16 protein-coding genes and 1 riboswitch are annotated in these 18,201 nt (G+C 68.8%); of the genes, 10 read left to right on the top strand and 6 right to left on the bottom strand.

What is annotated here, in order from left to right; translation table 11 throughout:
* Window positions 1-18: 18 nt before the first annotated feature.
* Genes AC07OH_RS10765 through AC07OH_RS10755 form a run of 3 tightly spaced genes read left to right on the top strand, consistent with a single transcriptional unit; the run spans window position 19 to window position 3,122 of the window.
* Window positions 19-1,200, top strand: coding sequence for a CaiB/BaiF CoA transferase family protein (locus AC07OH_RS10765; RefSeq protein WP_495300602.1), 1,182 nt, complete (start codon window positions 19-21; stop codon window positions 1,198-1,200).
* Window positions 1,197-2,087, top strand: a complete 891-nt coding sequence (locus AC07OH_RS10760) for an HpcH/HpaI aldolase/citrate lyase family protein (RefSeq protein WP_495300601.1) — start codon at window positions 1,197-1,199, stop codon at window positions 2,085-2,087. Before AC07OH_RS10765 ends, AC07OH_RS10760 begins: the two co-directional genes overlap by 4 nt.
* A gap of 30 nt (window positions 2,088-2,117) precedes the next feature.
* Window positions 2,118-3,122 carry a tripartite tricarboxylate transporter substrate binding protein BugD gene (locus tag AC07OH_RS10755; RefSeq protein ID WP_495300600.1) on the top strand — a complete coding sequence of 335 codons (1,005 nt, stop codon included), beginning with the start codon at window positions 2,118-2,120 and terminating at the stop codon, window positions 3,120-3,122.
* 48 nt (window positions 3,123-3,170) lie between these two features.
* On the opposite strand, the gene AC07OH_RS10750 is transcribed toward AC07OH_RS10755, so the two are convergent.
* From AC07OH_RS10750 to AC07OH_RS10740, 3 genes are all read right to left on the bottom strand, one after another.
* Window positions 3,171-3,593: a GNAT family N-acetyltransferase gene (locus AC07OH_RS10750; protein WP_495300599.1), complete on the bottom strand. Its 423-nt coding sequence runs from the start codon at window positions 3,591-3,593 to the stop codon at window positions 3,171-3,173.
* Window positions 3,590-4,114, bottom strand: coding sequence for a CinA family protein (locus tag AC07OH_RS10745; RefSeq protein ID WP_495300598.1), 525 nt, complete (start codon window positions 4,112-4,114; stop codon window positions 3,590-3,592). Before AC07OH_RS10745 ends, AC07OH_RS10750 begins: the two co-directional genes overlap by 4 nt.
* A 68-nt stretch (window positions 4,115-4,182) precedes the next feature.
* On the bottom strand, window positions 4,183-4,830 hold the full coding sequence (locus AC07OH_RS10740) for a DJ-1/PfpI family protein (RefSeq protein WP_492676582.1): 648 nt from the start codon (window positions 4,828-4,830) through the stop codon (window positions 4,183-4,185).
* 216 nt (window positions 4,831-5,046) lie between these two features.
* On the opposite strand from AC07OH_RS10740, the gene phbB reads away from it, so the two are divergent.
* Together phbB and AC07OH_RS10730 are read left to right on the top strand one after the other, a co-directional pair.
* The gene (gene phbB, locus AC07OH_RS10735; RefSeq protein ID WP_489058512.1) at window positions 5,047-5,784 is read left to right on the top strand and encodes an acetoacetyl-CoA reductase; all 738 of its coding nucleotides are present in this window, start codon (window positions 5,047-5,049) and stop codon (window positions 5,782-5,784) included.
* A 157-nt stretch (window positions 5,785-5,941) separates the two neighbouring features.
* Complete coding sequence (locus AC07OH_RS10730; RefSeq protein WP_492740856.1) at window positions 5,942-7,285, top strand: dicarboxylate/amino acid:cation symporter; 1,344 nt, start codon at window positions 5,942-5,944, stop codon at window positions 7,283-7,285.
* Between the two features lie 67 nt (window positions 7,286-7,352).
* Here the strand turns inward: AC07OH_RS10730 and AC07OH_RS10725 are convergent, their stop codons facing one another.
* A complete protein-coding gene (locus AC07OH_RS10725) occupies window positions 7,353-7,952 on the bottom strand; it encodes a tetratricopeptide repeat protein (protein ID WP_495300597.1) in 600 nt (199 codons plus the stop codon).
* 127 nt (window positions 7,953-8,079) lie between these two features.
* A complete protein-coding gene (katG, locus tag AC07OH_RS10720) occupies window positions 8,080-10,338 on the bottom strand; it encodes a catalase/peroxidase HPI (protein ID WP_495300596.1) in 2,259 nt (752 codons plus the stop codon).
* Between the two features lie 182 nt (window positions 10,339-10,520).
* Between katG and AC07OH_RS10715 the strand changes: the two genes are divergently transcribed.
* Entirely contained in the window at window positions 10,521-12,224 is a 1,704-nt protein-coding gene (locus AC07OH_RS10715; RefSeq protein ID WP_495300595.1) for a cation:proton antiporter domain-containing protein, read from the top strand.
* Between the two features lie 103 nt (window positions 12,225-12,327).
* Window positions 12,328-13,197 carry an EI24 domain-containing protein gene (locus AC07OH_RS10710; RefSeq protein WP_495300594.1) on the top strand — a complete coding sequence of 290 codons (870 nt, stop codon included), beginning with the start codon at window positions 12,328-12,330 and terminating at the stop codon, window positions 13,195-13,197.
* Here AC07OH_RS10710 and AC07OH_RS10705 read toward each other — a convergent pair.
* On the bottom strand, window positions 13,167-13,574 hold the full coding sequence (locus tag AC07OH_RS10705; protein ID WP_489058506.1) for a hypothetical protein: 408 nt from the start codon (window positions 13,572-13,574) through the stop codon (window positions 13,167-13,169). The genes AC07OH_RS10710 and AC07OH_RS10705 overlap by 31 nt on opposite strands.
* Before the next feature lie 149 nt (window positions 13,575-13,723).
* On the opposite strand from AC07OH_RS10705, the gene AC07OH_RS10700 reads away from it, so the two are divergent.
* From AC07OH_RS10700 to AC07OH_RS10690, 3 genes are all read left to right on the top strand, one after another.
* Window positions 13,724-13,945, top strand: a complete 222-nt coding sequence (locus tag AC07OH_RS10700) for a hypothetical protein (protein WP_489058505.1) — start codon at window positions 13,724-13,726, stop codon at window positions 13,943-13,945.
* A gap of 81 nt (window positions 13,946-14,026) precedes the next feature.
* A riboswitch (cobalamin riboswitch) is annotated at window positions 14,027-14,309 on the top strand.
* A 290-nt stretch (window positions 14,310-14,599) separates the two neighbouring features.
* On the top strand, window positions 14,600-16,624 hold the full coding sequence (locus tag AC07OH_RS10695) for a TonB-dependent receptor (protein ID WP_495300593.1): 2,025 nt from the start codon (window positions 14,600-14,602) through the stop codon (window positions 16,622-16,624).
* Window positions 16,625-16,634: 10 nt separating this feature from the next.
* Window positions 16,635-18,173: a PepSY domain-containing protein gene (locus AC07OH_RS10690; protein WP_495300592.1), complete on the top strand. Its 1,539-nt coding sequence runs from the start codon at window positions 16,635-16,637 to the stop codon at window positions 18,171-18,173.
* The last annotated feature ends 28 nt before the right edge of the window (window positions 18,174-18,201 follow it).

Genomic DNA, 18,201 nt, shown 5'->3' with positions numbered 1-18,201 from the left:
GAAAGAAAGAAGAAGCCCATGACCAGACCCCTGGACGGCATCACCGTCATCTCGCTCGAGCACGCCATCGCGGCGCCGTTCTGCACCCGCCAGCTCGCCGACCTCGGCGCGCGCGTCATCAAGGTCGAGCGCCCCGGCGGCGGCGACTTTGCGCGCGCCTACGACGAGCGCGTGAACGGCGAGGCCTCGCACTTCGTGTGGGTCAACCGCTCGAAGGAAAGCCTCACGCTCGACCTGAAGCAGCCTCCCGCGCTCGCCGTGCTGCAGGAGCTGGTGGCCGGCGCCGACGTGCTGGTGCAGAACCTCGCCCCCGGCGCTGCCGCGCGCATGGGCCTGGGCGCGCAGGTGCTGCAGGAGAAGCACCCCGCGCTCATCGTCTGCGACATCTCGGGCTATGGCGAAGACGGCCCGTACCGCGACAAGAAGGCCTACGACCTGCTGATCCAGAGCGAGGCCGGTTTTCTCTCGGTGACGGGCACGCCCGACGATCCGTGCAAGTCGGGCAACTCCATCGCCGACATCGCGGCGGGCATGTACGCCTACACCGGCATCCTGGCGGCGCTGCTCCAGCGCGGCAAGACGGGCAAGGGCTCGCACATCGACGTGTCGATGCTCGAATCGCTCGCCGAGTGGATGAGCTACCCGATGTACTACGCCTACGACGGCGCGCCGCCGCCACCGCGCAGCGCCGCCTCGCACGCCACCATCTACCCCTACGGCCCGTTCCCCGCGGGCGACGGCGGCACCGTGATGCTGGGCCTGCAGAACGAGCGCGAGTGGCGTGCCTTCTGCGACAAGGTGCTGCTGCGCCCCGAACTCGCGAGCGACCCGCGCTTCGACAGCAACGCGCGGCGCAACGAACACCGCGAAGCGCTGCGCACGCTCATCGTCGATACCTTCGGCGCGCTGAGTGCGGCGCAGGTGCTCGAACGGCTCGACACGGCGCAGATCGCCAATGCACGCATGAACGACATGGCCGGGCTGTGGGCGCATCCGCAACTGCAGGCGCGCGAGCGCTGGCGCCAGGTGGGCTCGCCGGCTGGCGATATTCCGGCGCTGCTGCCAGCAGGTCGTCAGAGCGCGTTCGATTACCGCATGGACCCGGTGCCCGCGGTCGGCCAGCACACCGACGCCATCCTGCGCAGCCTGGGCCGCGGCGACGACGCGATTGCGACGCTGCGCGCGGCCGGCGCGGTATGAGCGGATCCGCGAACGCCGCGCTCGCCCTGGCGCGCGCCTTTCTCTTTGTGCCCGCCGACCGGCCCGAGCGCCATGCGCGCGCACTGGCCACGGGCGCGGGCGGCGTGATCATCGACCTCGAAGATGCCGTGGCGCCTGCGCGCAAGGCCGAGTCGCGCGATGCGCTCGGCGCCTCGCTGGCGGCGTTGCCCGCCGAAGGGCGAGGGCGACTTCTGGTGCGCGTGAACGCCAGCGGCACGCCGTGGCATGGCGACGACTGCGCGCGCGCGGCCGGTTGGATCGCCGAGGGCCTGATCGCCGGCATCGTGCTGCCCAAGGCCGAGCACGCCGACGAACTGCATCGGCTGGCCGCCACGGCCGGACCGAAGGCCGTGCTGGTGCCACTCATCGAATCGGCCGCGGGGCTCGCGGCGGTCGATGCCATCGCGGGTGCGTCGCAGGTGCTGCGGCTGGCCTTCGGTCACCTCGATTTCCAGGCCGACCTCGGCATGGCCTGCGATGCCGACGAGGCCGAGCTGGTGCCCGTGCGCCTCGCGCTCGTGCTGGCCTCGCGCCGCGCCGGGCTGGCCACGCCCATCGACGGCGTGTCGCCCGACTGGCGCGACGCGCAGCGGCTCGCCGCCGACACCGCGCGCGCCCGCCGCGGCGGCTTCGGCGCCAAGCTGTGCATCCATCCCGAGCAGGTCGCGCCCGTGCAGGCCGCGCTCGGGCCCACGGCCGACGAGGTGACCTGGGCGCACCGCGTCACCGAAGCCGTGCGTGCGGCCGGCGGCGGCGTCGTGAGCCTCGACGGCCGCATGGTCGACGGGCCCGTGGTGCGGCTGGCCGAGCGCTGGCTGGCGCTGGCCCCGCCCCACGGCCCGGGCGATTCATCCGTGACGCACTGATCCACAGACAAACCCAAAGGAGACAAAGAAGTGAACGCAACGAAGACCTGGAAACTGAAAGCCCTCATCGCCGCATCGGTGGGCGCCTGCCTGTTCGCCGCCGCATTGCCCGCCGCCGCGCAGGCCGCGTGGCCCGACAAGCCCATCGTGATGGTCGTGCCGTACTCGGCCGGCGGCCCCACCGACGTGGTGGCGCGCATGCTCGCCGTGCCCATGGGCAAGTCGCTCGGGCAGACCGTGGTGGTCGAGAACACCGTGGGCGCGGGCGGCACCATCGCGCCGACCCGCGTGGCCAAGGCGGCGCCCAACGGCTACACCATCCTCATCCACCACATGGGCATGGCCACCGCGCCGGCGCTGTACAAGAAGCTCAACTACGACCCGCTGAAAGACTTCGAGTACGTCGGCCAGGTCATGGACGTGCCGATGACCCTGTTGTCGCGCAAGGACTTTCCGGCCAACAACTTCAAGGAGCTGCTGGCCTACGTGAAGGCCAACAAGGAGAAAGTCTCGCTCGCCAACGCCGGCATCGGCGCCGTCTCGCAGCTGTGCGGCATGCTCTTCGCGCACCAGATCGGCGTGCAGCTGACGACCGTGCCCTACAAGGGCGCAGGCCCGGCGCTCAACGACCTCATGGGCGGGCAGGTCGACCTGCTGTGCGACCAGACCACGCAGACCGCGCCCGTCATCAAGGACGGCCAGCGCGTGAAGGTGTTCGGCGTGACCACGCCCAAGCGCCTGTCGAGCATGCCCGACATCCCCACGCTCGACGAGCAGGGCCTCAAGGGCTTCGACGTGAAGGTGTGGCACGGCGTGTACGCGCCCAAGGGCACGCCGCCGGCCGTGATCGAGAAGCTCAACGTGGCCCTGCGCGCCGCGCTGCAGGACGACAACGTGAAGAAGCGCTTCGCCGAACTGAGCACCGAGGCCGTGCCGATGGACAAGGTCACGCCCGAGGCGCTGCGCAGCCACCTGGCGGCGGAGATCGAGAAGTGGGGGAAGGTGATCCGGGCTGCGGGGGTGCAGGCGGATTGAGAGCGACAGCTTGAGAGGTTCGGGGTCGGGGGCCGCAATGCCCCGGGCTCAGAGCTTCTTCTTCATGTAGGCGAGGTAGTTGCCGCGCGCGTAGTTGTCGATGCGGGCGAACTCTTCGTAGCCTTGCTTCAGGTAGAAGCCTCGCGCCTGCCACTCGAAGGTTTCGAGCGCGGCATTCCCGGCACCCAGCGCCTTGCCGCGCGCTTCCGCCTCCGCGAGCAGGCGACGGCCCAGGCCGGTGCGCCGGGCTTCCTCCTCGACGAACAGCACGTCGATGCGCAGCCATTCGAGGAACACGAAGCCGCGCAAGCCACCCATCAGTCGGCCCTGCGCATCCTTCGCGTTCAGCCAGACGGGTTGCGTATCGGGGCACTCGCCGACGAAGCCGTAGTTGAACTCGCGCAACCGGCGGCCCAGGACGCCGGAGCGGACCTCCTCTTCGGAGGCGGTCGAAATCACGGCCTCGGTCATGCGTCGCCGTTCGCCAGCAATGTCTCCTCGAACAACTTCAGCAACAGCCGCGCGAACACATCCATGTTCCACGGCCGGTCGGTCGCACCGGTTTCGATCGTGCGGCTGACCACGAGGCCGTCCGCGCCGGTCACGGCGATGCAGACATGCCCGGGCGCATCGCCGTACGGGCTGCCCGACGGCCCCGCCGCACCGCTCTCGCAGATGCCCCACTTCGAGCGGTGGGCATCGCGGATGCGGCCCGACATGAAGCGTGCATAGGGCTCGGTCTCGCCGCGCATGTCGCCCATGTCCTCGGGCGTGAGGCCGAGCAGGGCCTTGCCGGCACGCCGCGAGTAGATGACCGCGCCGCCCAGGAAGTAGGCCGAGGCGCCCGGCAGGGCGAGCAGGGCCGCCGAGACCAGGCCGCCGGCCGACGATTCGGCCACCGCCACCGTCTGGCGCCGCTCGCGCAGCGTCGCCCCCACGCGGGCGGCGAGCACGGCAAGCGGTTCGAGGTCGGTGAGGTCGGGCGTGGACATGGAGGTCTAAAGAAGTAAGAAAGAAGAAATGACCGACCGTTCGATCGATCAAACAAACGAAAAAGCGATCAGGCCGTGCCCGCGCGCGAGCCCGGCCGCCGCACATACGACGGCGCGCGCTCATGGCTCGAGGTGTGGCCGTACACCGTGTCGGCCGGGTAGTACTCGGCCTGCAGCTGCACTTTGGCCGCGGCTTCCTCGCCCGCGGCATGCGCGATGAAGGCCAGCATCAGGTCGGTGCCGGCCGACACGCCGGCCGAGGTCCAGACATGGCCGTCCTGCACGAAGCGCTGCTCGACCACCTTCACATCGCCGAGCGCGCGCAGGCGGTCGAGCGATCCCCAGTGCGTGGTGGCGGTGCGGCCCGAGAGCAGGCCGGCCGCATGCAGCACGAAGGCGCCGGTGCACACCGACAGCAGCGCCTTGCAGCCCGGCGCCTGGGCGGCCAGAAACTGCACCATGGCGGGGTTGTCGACCTCGCGCCGCGTGCCCATGCCGCCGGGCACGAGCAGAAAGTCGAGCGGCGGGCAGTCGGCAAACGACACGTGCGGGTTGATCGACAGCCCCTTGGCGCAGACGACCGGGCCATGCGTTTGCGCCACGACCAGGCAGTTGGCGGGGCCGCCGGCCAGCTTGCTCCACATGGTGAGCATTTCCCAGGGACCGATGAAATCGAGCTCCTCGACCTCGGGGAAGACGATGATTCCGAAATTCATGCGTGCGAACTCCTGGGTGGCTGGATGGGAGGGGGCCGGCAGGGACCCTGTCACGGTCGCGCAGCCGCAAGCATATAGAGTGCCGCCGAGGTGATGTCCGTGACAGCTGGTTGCAAGCTTGGCTCAGTGTTCTCCCTCAGGGTTGTGTGGCCTGAAAATGGCTAGAGTGAAGGCGGCCGTTCAGGCTTTTTGCTAGCTTCAAATCAAGGAAATCTCATGAGCAAGAAAGTTGCATATGTCACCGGGGGCATGGGTGGCATCGGAACAGCCATCTGCCAGCGTCTGCACAAGGACGGGTTCACCGTGGTCGCAGGTTGCGGCCCGACACGCGACCATGCCAAATGGCTGGCCGAACAGAAAGCCGAAGGCTTCGAGTTCCATGCGTCGGTGGGCAATGTCGGCGACTGGCAATCCACCGTCGAGGCTTTTTCCGCCGCCAAGGCGGCCCACGGCGCGATTGACGTGCTCGTCAACAACGCAGGCATCACGCGGGACCGCATGTTCCTCAAGATGACGCCGGAAGACTGGAGCGCGGTGATCGAAACCAACCTCAACAGCATGTTCAACGTCACCAAGCAGGTGGTGGGCGACATGGTGGAAAAGGGCTGGGGCCGCATCATCAACATCAGCTCGGTCAACGGCGCCAAGGGCCAGGCCGGCCAGACCAACTACTCGGCAGCCAAGGCCGGCATGCACGGCTTCACGATGGCGCTGGCGCAGGAGCTGGCCAACAAGGGCGTCACCGTGAACACCGTGAGCCCGGGCTACATCGGCACCGACATGGTCAAGGCCATCCGCCAGGAAGTGCTCGACAAGATCGTGGCGACCATTCCGGTCAAGCGCCTGGGCGAGCCGAGTGAAATTGCTTCCATCATCTCGTGGCTCGCCACCGATGAAGGCGGCTACAGCACCGGGGCCGACTTCTCGGTCAACGGCGGCCTCCACATGCACTGAGCATGCGCGCCACACCCTGAAAACAAAAACCCGCTTCGGCGGGTTTTTTCATTTGGGCCGGCGCCACGGACACAGAACGCACGACATCACCCATCGAAAGCAACCGCGACACGAACCCTTTTCTTTTCGTTTCCCTTCATCCTTTCAGGAGGCAGTCATGGCACATACAACAAGCACAGTACCCAGGAAGCTCCCCCTCTACCGTTCCCTCTACGTGCAGGTGATCACTGCGGTGATCATCGGCGTGCTCCTCGGTTACTTCTACCCCTCGCTCGGGGAGTCGATGAAGCCCTTGGGCGACGGTTTCATCAAGCTCATCAAGATGATCATCGCGCCGATCATCTTCTGCACGGTGGTCGTCGGCATCGCCGGCATGGAAGACATGAAGAAGGTCGGCAAGACCGGCGGGCTGGCGCTCTTGTACTTCGAGATCGTGAGCAGCATCGCGCTGGTGGTCGGGCTGGTGCTGGTGAACGTGCTCAAGCCCGGCGCGGGCATGAACATCGACGCGTCCACGCTCGACACCAAGGCCATCGCGGCCTACACGGGCCCCGGCAAGATGACCGGCACGGTCGACTTCCTGCTCAACGTGATTCCCAGCACGATCGTCGATGCCTTCGCCAAGGGCGAGATCCTGCAGGTGCTCTTGATTGCGGTGCTGTTCGGCTTTGCGCTGCACCGCTTCGGCGGGCGAGGCACGCTGGTGTTCGACGTGATCGAGAAGGGCTCGCACGTGCTGTTCGTGATCGTCAACTACATCATGAAGCTCGCGCCCATCGGCGCCTTCGGTGCGATGGCCTTCACCATCGGCAAGTACGGGCTGGGCAGCCTGCTGTCGCTGGGCAAGCTCATGGGCACCTTCTACCTGACCTGCCTGCTGTTCATCTTCGTGGTGCTGGGGCTTATCGCGCGCTTTCACGGCTTCAGCATCTGGAAGTTCATCAAGTACATCAAGGAAGAGCTGCTGATCGTGCTGGGCACGTCATCCAGCGAATCGGTGCTGCCGCGCATGATGGAGAAGATGGAGAACCTGGGCGCCCACAAGACCTGCGTGGGGCTGGTGATTCCCACGGGCTACTCGTTCAACCTCGACGGCACCTCGATCTACCTGACGATGGCGGCGGTGTTCATTGCGCAGGCCACCAACACGCCGATGACGCTCACGCAGGAGATCACGTTGCTGGCCGTGCTGCTGCTCACGTCGAAGGGCGCGGCGGGCGTCACGGGCAGCGGCTTCATCGTGCTGGCGGCCACGCTGTCGGCGGTGGGGCATGTGCCGGTGGCGGGGCTGGCGCTCATCCTGGGCATCGACCGCTTCATGTCGGAAGCCCGCGCGCTCACCAACCTGATCGGCAACGGCGTGGCCACCATCGTGGTCGCCAAGTGGACGAATGAACTCGACGAGGAGCGGCTGCAGGCCGGGCTCAACAACGAGAGCTGGGTCGAGTCGCAGGAGCCCGAGGAACTGGTGAACGCGCGCGAATCGAAGATGGCGCCGTAGCCGGAGCAGGGCGCCGGCCCGCGCGTTTGGGTGCGGTGAGGCGCGTTTCGGTGCGCTTCAGTGCGCGTCAATGCACCAGGGCCACCGCGAGCAGCGGCTGCGCCCTGGCGTCGAGCTCGCGTTCGTACAGCGGGGCGGCCTTGGCGTAGGCGCCCTGGGCGCGATGGGCTGCGGCCAGATTCTGCCGGCTGTGCAGCACGGCGGGTGCGTCGGGGCGCTGCTGCTTCTCGTGGATCGCCAGGGCACGTTCGTACAGCGCAATGGCCTGGTCGAAGGCCTCGCGGCGGTAGTGCAGGCCGGCCAGCGCGCTCAGCGTGAACGCCACCCGCGGGCTGTCCGGCCCGGCGGTCTTTTCCTGGATGGCGAGCGCGGCCGTGTACGACTGCGCGGCCCGGGTCAGCTGCCCCTGCCGCTGGTGGACATGGGCCAGCAGCACGAGGCTGAGGGCCGTGTCGGCGGACTCGGGCCCGCCCGTGCGTTGCGCCGTCTGCAGCACCTGCTGCGCCAGCTCGAGCGTGGCGACGTCGTAGCAGTTGGCGTTGATGCGTTGCACGAGTTCCTGGCGCAGCGCGCGCCATTCGGGGTTGCCGTCCTGCGCGTACAGCGCACCGAACTGCGAGGCCGCCAGGACGACGCCAGCGGCAAGCCATGCATTCGCGAATTTCATGGGGCCGAATCTAGTGCCCCGGCCCGGAAACCGAATACCTCGTTCATGGGAGTCCGCGCCCGCGGGGGACGGAACCCCGGGGCGCGGACGGCGCGCGGACGGTGCAAGCGCCCGAAGGCGCCCCGCCTCAGGCGAGATCGAAGCGGTCCAGGTTCATCACCTTGGTCCAGGCGGCCACGAAGTCGTCGACGAACTTCTGCTGGCTGTCGGACGCGCCGTAGACCTCGGCGATGGCGCGCAGCTGCGCGTTGGAGCCGAACACCAGGTCGACGCGCGTGCCGGTCCACTTGAGGGCGCCGGTCTTGCGGTCGCGGCCTTCGTACTCTTCCTTGGCGTCCGACACCGCCTTCCACTCCGTGCCCATGTCGAGCAGGTTGACGAAGTAGTCGTTGCTCAGCGTGCCGGGCGTCTTCGTGAAGACGCCGTGGCGCGTCTGGCCGACGTTGGTGTCGAGCACGCGCAGGCCGCCGACCAGCACCGTCATCTCGGGCGCCGTGAGCGTGAGCAGCTGCGCCTTGTCGATCAGCAGCGCTTCGCCGGGCACGCTGTAGCGGCCCTTCAGGTAGTTGCGGAAGCCGTCGGCCGCGGGCTCCAGCGGCTCGAACGAGGGCACGTCGGTCTGTTCCTGCGAGGCGTCGGCGCGGCCCGGCGAGAAGGGCACCTTCACTTCACGCCCGCCATTGCGCGCGGCCTGTTCCACGCCCGCACCGCCGGCCAGCACGATCAGGTCGGCCAGCGAGATCTTCTTGCCGCCGGTCTGCGCCGCGTTGAACTCGCTCTGGATGCCTTCGAGCACCTTCAGCACCTGGGCCAGCTGCGCGGGCTGGTTGACGGCCCAGTCCTTCTGCGGTGCCAGCCGCACGCGGGCGCCGTTGGCACCGCCGCGCATGTCGGAGCCGCGGAAGGTGGAGGCCGAGGCCCACGCCGTCGACACCAGCTGCGCAGGCGTGAGGCCCGAGGCCAGCACCTTCTTCGTCAGCGCTGCGACGTCACTGGCGTCGACCAGCGGATGGTCGACGGCCGGGATCGGGTCTTGCCAGATCAGCTCTTCGGCCGGCACCTCGGGCCCGAGGTAGCGGGCGCGCGGGCCCATGTCGCGGTGCGTGAGCTTGAACCAGGCGCGCGCGAAGGCGTCGGCGAGTTGGTCGGGGTGGGCCAGGAAGCGGCGCGAAATTTTTTCGTAGGCCGGGTCCAGGCGCAGCGACAGGTCGGTCGTGAGCATGGTCGGCGCGTGGCGCTTGGAAGCGTCGTGCGCGTCGGGGATGGTGCCGGCACCGGCGCCGCCCTTGGCCACCCACTGGTGCGCGCCGGCGGGGCTCTTGGTCAGCTCCCATTCGTAGCCGAACAGGTTCTCGAAGAAGTTGTTGCTCCACTTCGTGGGCGTGGTGGTCCAAGTCACTTCGAGGCCGCTGGTGATGGTGTCGCCGCCCTTGCCGGTGCCGAAGCTGTTCTTCCAGCCGAAGCCCTGTTCCTCGAGGCCGGCGGCTTCGGGTTCCTTGCCGACGTTCGAGGCCGGCCCTGCGCCGTGCGTCTTGCCGAAGGTGTGGCCGCCGGCGATGAGCGCCACGGTTTCTTCGTCGTCCATGGCCATGCGGGCGAAGGTGTCGCGGATGTCGTGGGCCGCGGCGATCGGGTCGGGGTTGCCGTCCGGGCCCTCGGGGTTCACGTAGATCAGGCCCATCTGCACGGCGCCCAGCGGGTTCTCGAGGTTGCGGGTGTGCGGCACCTTGCTGTCGTCGTCCTTCACGAGCACGCCGCGGTCCTTGTCGACGCCGGGCGAGCCCTGTGCGTAGCGCACGTCGCCGCCCAGCCAGGTCTTCTCGCGGCCCCAGTACACGTCCTGGTCGGGTTCCCACACGTCGGGGCGGCCACCGGCGAAGCCGAAGGTCTTGAAGCCCATGGTTTCGAGCGCGACGTTGCCGGTGAGGATCAACAGGTCGGCCCAGGAAATCTTCTGGCCGTACTTCTGCTTGATCGGCCAGAGCAGGCGGCGGGCCTTGTCCAAGCTCACGTTGTCGGGCCAGCTGTTGAGCGGCGCAAAGCGCTGCTGCCCGCGGCCGGCGCCGCCGCGGCCATCGCCGATGCGGTAGGTGCCGGCGCTGTGCCAGGCCATGCGGATGAAGAGCGGGCCGTAGTGGCCGAAGTCGGCCGGCCACCAGTCCTGCGAGTCGGTCATCAGCGCGGCGAGGTCTTTCTTCACCGCGGCGAGGTCCAGGCTCTTGAAAGCCTTGGCGTAGTCGAAACCGGCGCCCAGGGGATCGGATTTGGAGGAGTGCTGGTGCAGCAGGTCCAGGCGCAGCTGCTCGGGCCACCAGTCGCGGTTCGTGGTGCCGGCGCCGGTGGCCTGGCTGAACGGGCACTTCGCTTCGATTTTCTCGTTGCTCATGGGGAGGCTCCTGTTGTTGGGGGACGGGGGGACCGCTCAAATTCTGGATGAGAAAGGTGTCGATGCGAATAGAAGTGCTTTATGCCTACGATAGTTCGCGTCGCTTCCGTAGGGGTGTAGACGCAGGCCCGTAGAAGCCTGCGGGCTTCAAAGGTTGGGGGCCGTTCCTGCAAAATGGACCGATGCCCCACAGCGTCTCCCTCATCAATACGATTGCCGCCGGCCTGGGGTTGGCGCTGGTGTTCGGCTTTCTTGCGGCGAGGCTGCGGCTGCCGGCGCTGGTGGGGTACCTCCTGGCAGGCGTGATCATCGGCCCGTTCACGCCCGGCTTCGTGGCCGACGCGGGCATTGCCGCGCAACTGGCCGAGATCGGCGTGATGCTGCTGATGTTCGGCGTGGGCCTGCATTTTTCACTGGCCGACCTGCTCGCGGTGCGCAAGATCGCGCTGCCCGGCGCCATCGCGCAGATCGTGGTCGCCACGCTGCTTGGCGGCGGCCTGGCCGTGTGGTGGGGCTGGAGCTGGGGCGCGGCGCTGGTGTTCGGGCTGGCGCTGTCGGTGGCGAGCACGGTGGTGCTGCTGCGAGCGCTCGAGAGCCTGGGCATCCTCGATTCCTTCACCGGCCGCATCGCCATCGGCTGGCTGGTGGTCGAAGACCTCGCGATGGTGCTGGTGCTCGTGCTGTTGCCGCCGCTGGCGGGCGCGCTGGGCGGCACCAACGCCGACACCAACGGCGCGCCGGTCTGGCAGACGCTGGGCCTCACGCTGCTGCAGGTTGGCGGCTTCGTGCTGCTGATGCTGGTGGTGGGGCGGCGCGTGTTCCCGTGGATTCTCTGGCAGGTCACGCGCACCGGCTCGCGCGAGCTGTTCACGCTGTGCGTGGTGGCGGCGGCCGTGAGCATCGCCTTTGCCTCGGCGGCGCTGTTCGGCGTGTCGTTCGCGCTGGGCGCCTTCTTCGCCGGCATGGTGATGCGCGAGTCGCAGTTCAGCCACCGCGCGGCGCAGGAATCGCTGCCGCTGCGCGATGCCTTTGCCGTGCTGTTCTTCGTGTCGGTCGGCATGCTGTTCGACCCCTCGGTGCTGCTGGAGCGCCCGCTGCAGGTGCTGGCCGTGGTGCTGGTGATCGTGCTGGGCAAGTCGCTCGCGGCCTGTGCGCTGGTGCTGGTGTTCCGCTACCCGCTGGCCACGGCGCTCACGGTGAGCGCGAGCCTGGCGCAGATCGGCGAGTTCTCGTTCATCCTGGCCGGGCTGGGCGTGTCGCTCGGCCTGCTGCCGGTGGAAGGGCAGAGCCTGGTGCTGGCGGGCGCGCTGATCTCCATCGCCACCAACCCGCTGTGGTTCAGCCTGATCGCGCCGCTGCAGAAATGGCTGCACGCGCATTCGAAGTTCGCACGCGAACTCGACGCGCGCAGCGACCCGCTGGCCGAACTGCCGATGACCACCGAGGCCAAGTACCTGTCGCGGCAGGTGGTGCTGGTCGGCTACGGCCGGGTGGGCCGGCGCATCGCCGCCGAGCTCGAGACGAACGACATCCCCTACGTGGTGGCCGAGCAGAACCGCGAGCTGGTCGAGAAGCTGCGCGAGGCCGGCATTCCGGCCGTGTGGGGCGATGCGGCCGACCCGGCGGTGCTGATCCAGGCGCACGTGGCGCGCGCCCGCGTGCTCGTGGTGGCCACGCCCGACGCCATGAACGTGCGCCAGATGATCGAAACCGCGCGCACGCTGAATCCCACCATCCAGACCGTGGTGCGCAGCCACAACGAGCAGGAAGCACGCCTGCTGGCCGCCGAAACCGACGCGAAGGTGTTCCTGGGCGAACAGGAACTCGCCCAGGCCATGGCCCGCGATGTGGTGCAGCGCGCCGCCGCGATGGCGGTGCCGGCCTGAAAGCCGGCTGCCTGCGCTCGTCGCGGGTCGCGCCGGTCGGAGGTCATCTCCCCGGCCACGGCATGCATCCGCGCTTTTCACTGATCTCCTTTTTTCTCATCCCATGTCACTGAAAGCCGGATGGCATTCGTTGCTCGGCGCGGTGCGCGAGTCCCTGGTCTGCCTTGCGCTGGCCTTTCGCTCCAGCCTGCGTCCGGGCATCGTGCTGCGTTCCGCGGGCCTGTGCATGTTGGTCTTCGCCGTGTGGAGCTGGGTGTTCTACCGTCACTTCCAGCCGATCGGAATGGCGGCCGGCGTGGTGTCGGTCTTCGTCGTGATGGGCGGGGCGGTGCTCGGCCTGCTGCCCGGCACGGGAGGCACCGGAGGGAGCGTCGCGGGCATGGCGGGCATCGCGCCTGCGCTGGCGATGCTGCTGGTCTATGCGGCGGTGCTCACGGCCGCGGTGCTGGTGGTGATGTACGTCGGTGTCATCGTCGCCACCATCCGGCTGGCGTTGCGCTGGGTGCTGCTGGGCCCGGTGCGCGCGCGCGTGCAGGCGCGTTACCCGGCGCTGCTGGCGCAGCCGCGGCCCGGGCCCTCGGGCTGGCTGGCCGGCGTGCGCGGGTGGCTGGGGCCGTGGCTGGGCGCGAGCCTGGGGATGCTGTTGTGCCTGCTGGTGCCGGTGGTCAACGGCGTGTTGCTGTTCCTGCTGCTCGCCTACCTCAACGTGCGCTTTCTGCTGGGGCCCGCGCTGGCCGGCATCGCGAACGGCGAGGAGCGCATGCGGGTCGTGCGCCGCCAGCGCGGTGCGATGGTGGTGTTCGGCGTATTGATCCTGCTGCTGGCGCTGGTGCCGGTGGTGAATCTGCTGCTGCCCGCGTTGCTGGGCGCAGGCGCCTGCCACCTCGGCTACCGAGGGATGGAGGCAGAGCGCCGGGCTGACACCGGCGCTTCAGCCGGCGTTCAAAGGTCCTCGATCACCAGCGTGCGGTAGCGCTCGGCGATCGAGTAGGGCACGGTACGCACCAGTTCCATCACGCGCTCCGTGATGGCGCCGTCCTTGGTGCGGATCAAGAGGCCCGTGTGGCCTTCCTGGGCCAGCTCGATGAAGGCGCGCACCGTGGCGCCGTCGGTGCCGGCGGAGGGCAGGGGGCTGTGCGAGGCATGCACGGTCGGCGCGATTTCCGCCAGGACGGTTTCGGCCGGTATCAGATAGACCTCGTCGCCGCTCACGATGCCTTTTTCGATCAGCCCGTGGCCGATGCGGCTGGCGTCTTCGATGCTCGGGAACATCACCAGGGAGAAGCCGGTCGGGTAGAACGCGCCGCCGAAACTGGCGCGCATGTTGGGTTCAAGCGTGAAATGTTTCATGCTGACTCCTTGTTCTGATACAGCTCCCCACCCCTAACATTAGGCTGCGCGGCGTCCATGCACTGTAGGAGAAGCCCTAGTACTGACAACCGCGCCAGCCCCCAGCCCGTTCAAAGGCGGGTTCATCCCCTGTTTCATTTCTGACCGTCATGCCTTCGCCGAGAGACATCGCACTCACCGTCCACGAACTGGAAGAAGGGGAGTTCTACTGGGTGCTGATGGAAGCCGTGGACGGCTCGCCCGGCGACATCACCCATGAGTACGCGCCGCTCGAAGCCGCCCACACGCCCTACGCCACCTATTCGAATGCGCTGGTGGCCGGCGTGGCGGTGCTGCGGCGGCTCTTCGGGCCCGACGGCAAGCCCGCCTGACGGGGCCCACGAGGGCGCTGCCGCAGGGCGCTCCCTATAATCCCGGCGGTTGGAAACATTGGTTCACACCGGTGTCGTCCAACACCCCACGGTTCGAAGGTGCCCTGCACGACCAGTCACAGGATTGGCGGCGGGGTTAAACGGGAAGCAGGTGCGAGGCGTCGTTTTTTCGAACGACCCTTCCATTCCTGCGCTGCCCCCGCAACGGTCAGCGGACATCGACACCCTCAAGCCCCGGCGATCTTTCGTTGGGGCAGCCACTGCGCTTCGGCGTGGGAAGGCGAGGGCTTCGGCGTCGAGGTGCATGCATTGCATCCCGACGCACTCCGCGAGCCCGGATACCGGCCTTCGCAACCGCCTTCGGATGCTGCGGGAGTGCGTGTCCGGGCCTGCCGCTTTTCCCTCGCGCGAAACGGCACCGCCCCCAGTCTCTTCTCCCTCGGCGTCCTCGATCGGTCAGGAGCCTGCGGGGACGCGGGCCGGAGGAGAAATCGGATGAATCAGGCATCGCTGCCCTTGCGCGATCGCCCGGGCCTGCCCCTGCAACGGGCGCGCCTTTCGGGTCTTTCAGGTCTTTCGCTGGGGCTCGGCCTCGCTTGCGGACCCGCCTTAGCCCAGTCGGGCGACACAACCGGCCGCCCCAGCCTCACGCCCGTGCAGGTCGAAGCCAGCCGCCACACGCCGCTGGCCCTGGACGAGCCCACGCAGACCGGCAGCCGCCTGGGCCTCACGCCACTCGAAACGCCGGCCAGCATCGAGGTGCTCACCGGCGACACCATCCGCGCGCGCGGCGACGTGTCGGTGGTCGAGGCCGCGAGCCGCGCCACCGGCATCACGGGTTCGCCCGCGCCGGGCAATGGCGGCTCGGCGCTGTCGGCGCGCGGCTTCAACGGCCACGGCTCGGTGATGCAGCTGTACGACGGCACGCGCCTGTACGTGGGCGCGGGCACCGTCACCTTCCCGTTCGACACCTGGTCGACCGACCGCATCGAGGTGCTGCGCGGCGCCGCCTCGGTGATGTTCGGCGAGGGCGCCATCGGCGGCGCGATCAACGTGGTGCCCAAGAAGCCCACGCGCGGCCCGGTGCAGAACGAAGCGCTCGTGAGCGTGGGCTCCGACGCCACGCGCCAGGTCGCCTTCGGCAGCGGCGGGGCGATCAACGACATGCTGTCGTACCGCTTCGACATCAGCCACCGCAGGACCGACGGCTTCATGGTGCGCGGCGAGGCCGAGAGCCTGGCGGTGGGCGGCGCGGTGCGGCTGGACGTGTCGCCGCGGCTGCAGTTCACGCTCTCGCACGACGAGGGCCGCCAGACGCCGCAGCGCTACTTCGGCGTGCCGCTCATCAATGGCCGCGTGAGCAGCCTGAACCGCGAACAGAACTACAACCTCGACGACGCCGAGGTCAAGTACCGCGACCGCTGGACCCGCCTCGATGCGCAATGGACGCCCAACGACGCCGTCACCGTGCGCAACCAGCTCTATCGCCTGGACAGCAAGCGCCACTGGCGCGACAGCGAAACCTACACCTACAGCGCCACCACGAACCGCGTGACGCGTGGCGACTACCTGGAGATCGGCCATGACCAGGAGCAGATCGGCAACCGCACCGACGCCACCTTCAAGCACGCGCTGTTCGGCCTGAAGAACCAGGTGCTGGTGGGCTTCGATGTGAATCGCATCGACTTCCTGAATTCGAGCGACACGCCCTACGGCGGGCGCTCGGTGGTCGATGCCTTCGTCTTCAACCCCGGCACCTACGTCTCGCCCACGCCCTACCTGCCGCGCTACAAGACCAAGACCAGCACCTACGCCTTCTTTGCCGAAGACAAGCTGGCCTTCAACGAACACTGGTCGGTGGTCGGCAGCCTGCGCTGGGACCACGCGAAGATCGTGCGCACCGACCCGCAGAACCGCGCCCCGCGCCTGGACAAGACCTTCGAGTACGCCACCGGCCGCCTGGGCGTGGTCTACGCGCCCGACGCCGCGCAGTCGTTCTATGCGCAGGTGGCGCGCGCAGCCGATCCGCTCACCGGGCTCATCAGCACCTCGGCCACGCAGGTGCCGTTCGAGCTCAGCGTCGGCAAGCAGGTCGAGGTGGGCTACAAGCGCCAGCTGGCCGAGGGCCGCGGCGCCTGGAGCGTGGCCGCCTACCGCATCGAGAAGACCAAGCTGCTGTCGCGCGACGCGAACGACCCGACCGTCGTGCAGCAGATCGGCAAGCAGTCGTCCGAAGGCATCGAAGCCACGCTCGACCTGGCGCTGACCTCCACGCTGCGTCTCGAAGCCAACGCCGCGCGGCTGCGTGCGCGCTACGACGACTTCAACGAAGCGGTCGGCAAGTCGCTGGTCTCGCGCGCGGGCAACACGCCCGCCGGCGTGCCCCAGGTGGCGGCCAACCTGTGGCTGCACTGGCGCTTCCTGCCGCAGTGGGAGGCCGAGCTCGGCGTGCGCCACGTCGGCGCGCGGCAGGTCGATGCGGCCAACACGCGCCGCATCGGCTCCTACACCGTGGCCGACGCGGGCGTGAGCTGGCAGGCGAACCCGTCGCTCAAGCTCGCGCTGCGCGCCTTCAACCTGGCCGACCGCAGGTACCCGGTCTCGTTCTCGAACGGCGGCAACCAGTGGCTGCTGGGGCGCCCGCGTTCGTTCGAGCTGTCGGCGTTCGTGACCTTCTGAGCATGGCCGCATGAGCACCGCATGGCAACGCACATGGCCCCCGCTGCGGCGGGCGCTGTACTGGACGCACCGGTGGCTGGGCATCGGCGGCTGCCTGCTGTTCGTCATGTGGTTCGTCTCGGGCGTGGTCATGATGTACGTGGGGTACCCGAACCTCACGGACGAAGAGCGGCTCGCGGGGCTCACCCCGGTGCGCTTCGAACAGGCGGTGGTCGCGCCGGCTGCCGCGCTCGACGCGCTGCCGCCCGCGGTGCGCACGCAGCCGCCCCGGCGCATGGCGCTGGAGATGCAGGCCGGCACCGACGCGCAGCCCGTGTGGCGCATCGTCGATGCGCGCGGCGGGCGGCATGCCGTGTCCGCGCGCGACGCCCGCGTGCTCGGGCCGGTCGATACGGCGCAGGCCGAGGCCATCGCTCGCGACTTCTCCGCACAGCCCGGCGCACGCTGGGCCGAGACGCTGGAGCGCGACCAGTGGACCGTGCCGCAGGGCTTGAACCCGCTGCGCCCGTTGCACCGCATCGAAGTCGGCGACGCGGCGGGCACCGAGCTGTACGTGTCCTCGCGCACCGGCGAGGTGGTGCGCGACACCACGCGCGCCGAGCGTTTCTGGAACTGGCTGGGCGCCGTGCCGCACTGGATCTACTTCACGCCGCTGCGCGCCGACCCGCCGCTGTGGCACGACGTGGTCGTGTGGCTGTCGGCCGCCTGCATCGTCTCGGCCGTGACGGGCATCGTCATCGGCATCCTGCGCATCCGGCTGCGTCGACGCTTTCGCAGCGGCGCGGTCACGCCGTACACCGGCTGGATGGCCTGGCACCACATCGCCGGGCTCATCGGCGGCTTCTTCGTGCTGACCTGGATCGTGAGCGGCTGGCTGTCGATGAACCCGAACAAGTGGTTCGAGCGCGGGCCGGCCGACGCGGCCGCGATGGCGCGCTACACGGGCGCCGGCACCTCGCCGTTCCCCTGGCCGCCGGCCGTGGTGCCGGCAGGCGAGGGCGCCGGTGCAGCGCGCGAGGTCTTGCTGATGGGGTTCGACGGCAAGCCGCTGCTGCAACTGCGCGACGCGCAGGCCCGGGTGCAGGTTGTCGATGCCGCCACGGGCGCACCGGCCGTCATCACGCGCGACGACATCGTGCGCGCCGCCGCCCGGCTGCGCCCCGGCGCCACCATCACGCAGGCCACCTTGCAGACGCACGAAGACTTCCACTGGTACGGCCACCACCGCACGCGCGTGCTGCCCGTGTGGCGGCTCGAGTTCGACGACGCCGCGCGCAGCTGGCTCTACATCGACCCGACGAGCGGCCAGGTGGCCGGCAGCAACGACCGCAACGCGCGGCTGCGCCGCTGGCTCTTCAACGCCGCGCACAGCCTCGACTTTCCCTGGCTCATCCAGTACCGGCCCGCCTGGGACCTGGTGGTGTGGTTTCTGTCGGTCATCGGCGTCGTCGCTTCGGCGAGCGGCGTGGTGATCGGCTGGCGGCGGCTGCGGCGCAAGCCACAGCCTTCGCCTGTTCAGCGGGGGCTGCAAGGCTCCCGGGTTTCATGACGGGGACTTGCGCAAGCCGGTCCATCCC

It is taken from the genome of Variovorax sp. GW821-FHT10C12 (assembly GCF_059415405.1).
This window is presented reverse-complemented; position numbering and strand designations above follow the sequence as displayed.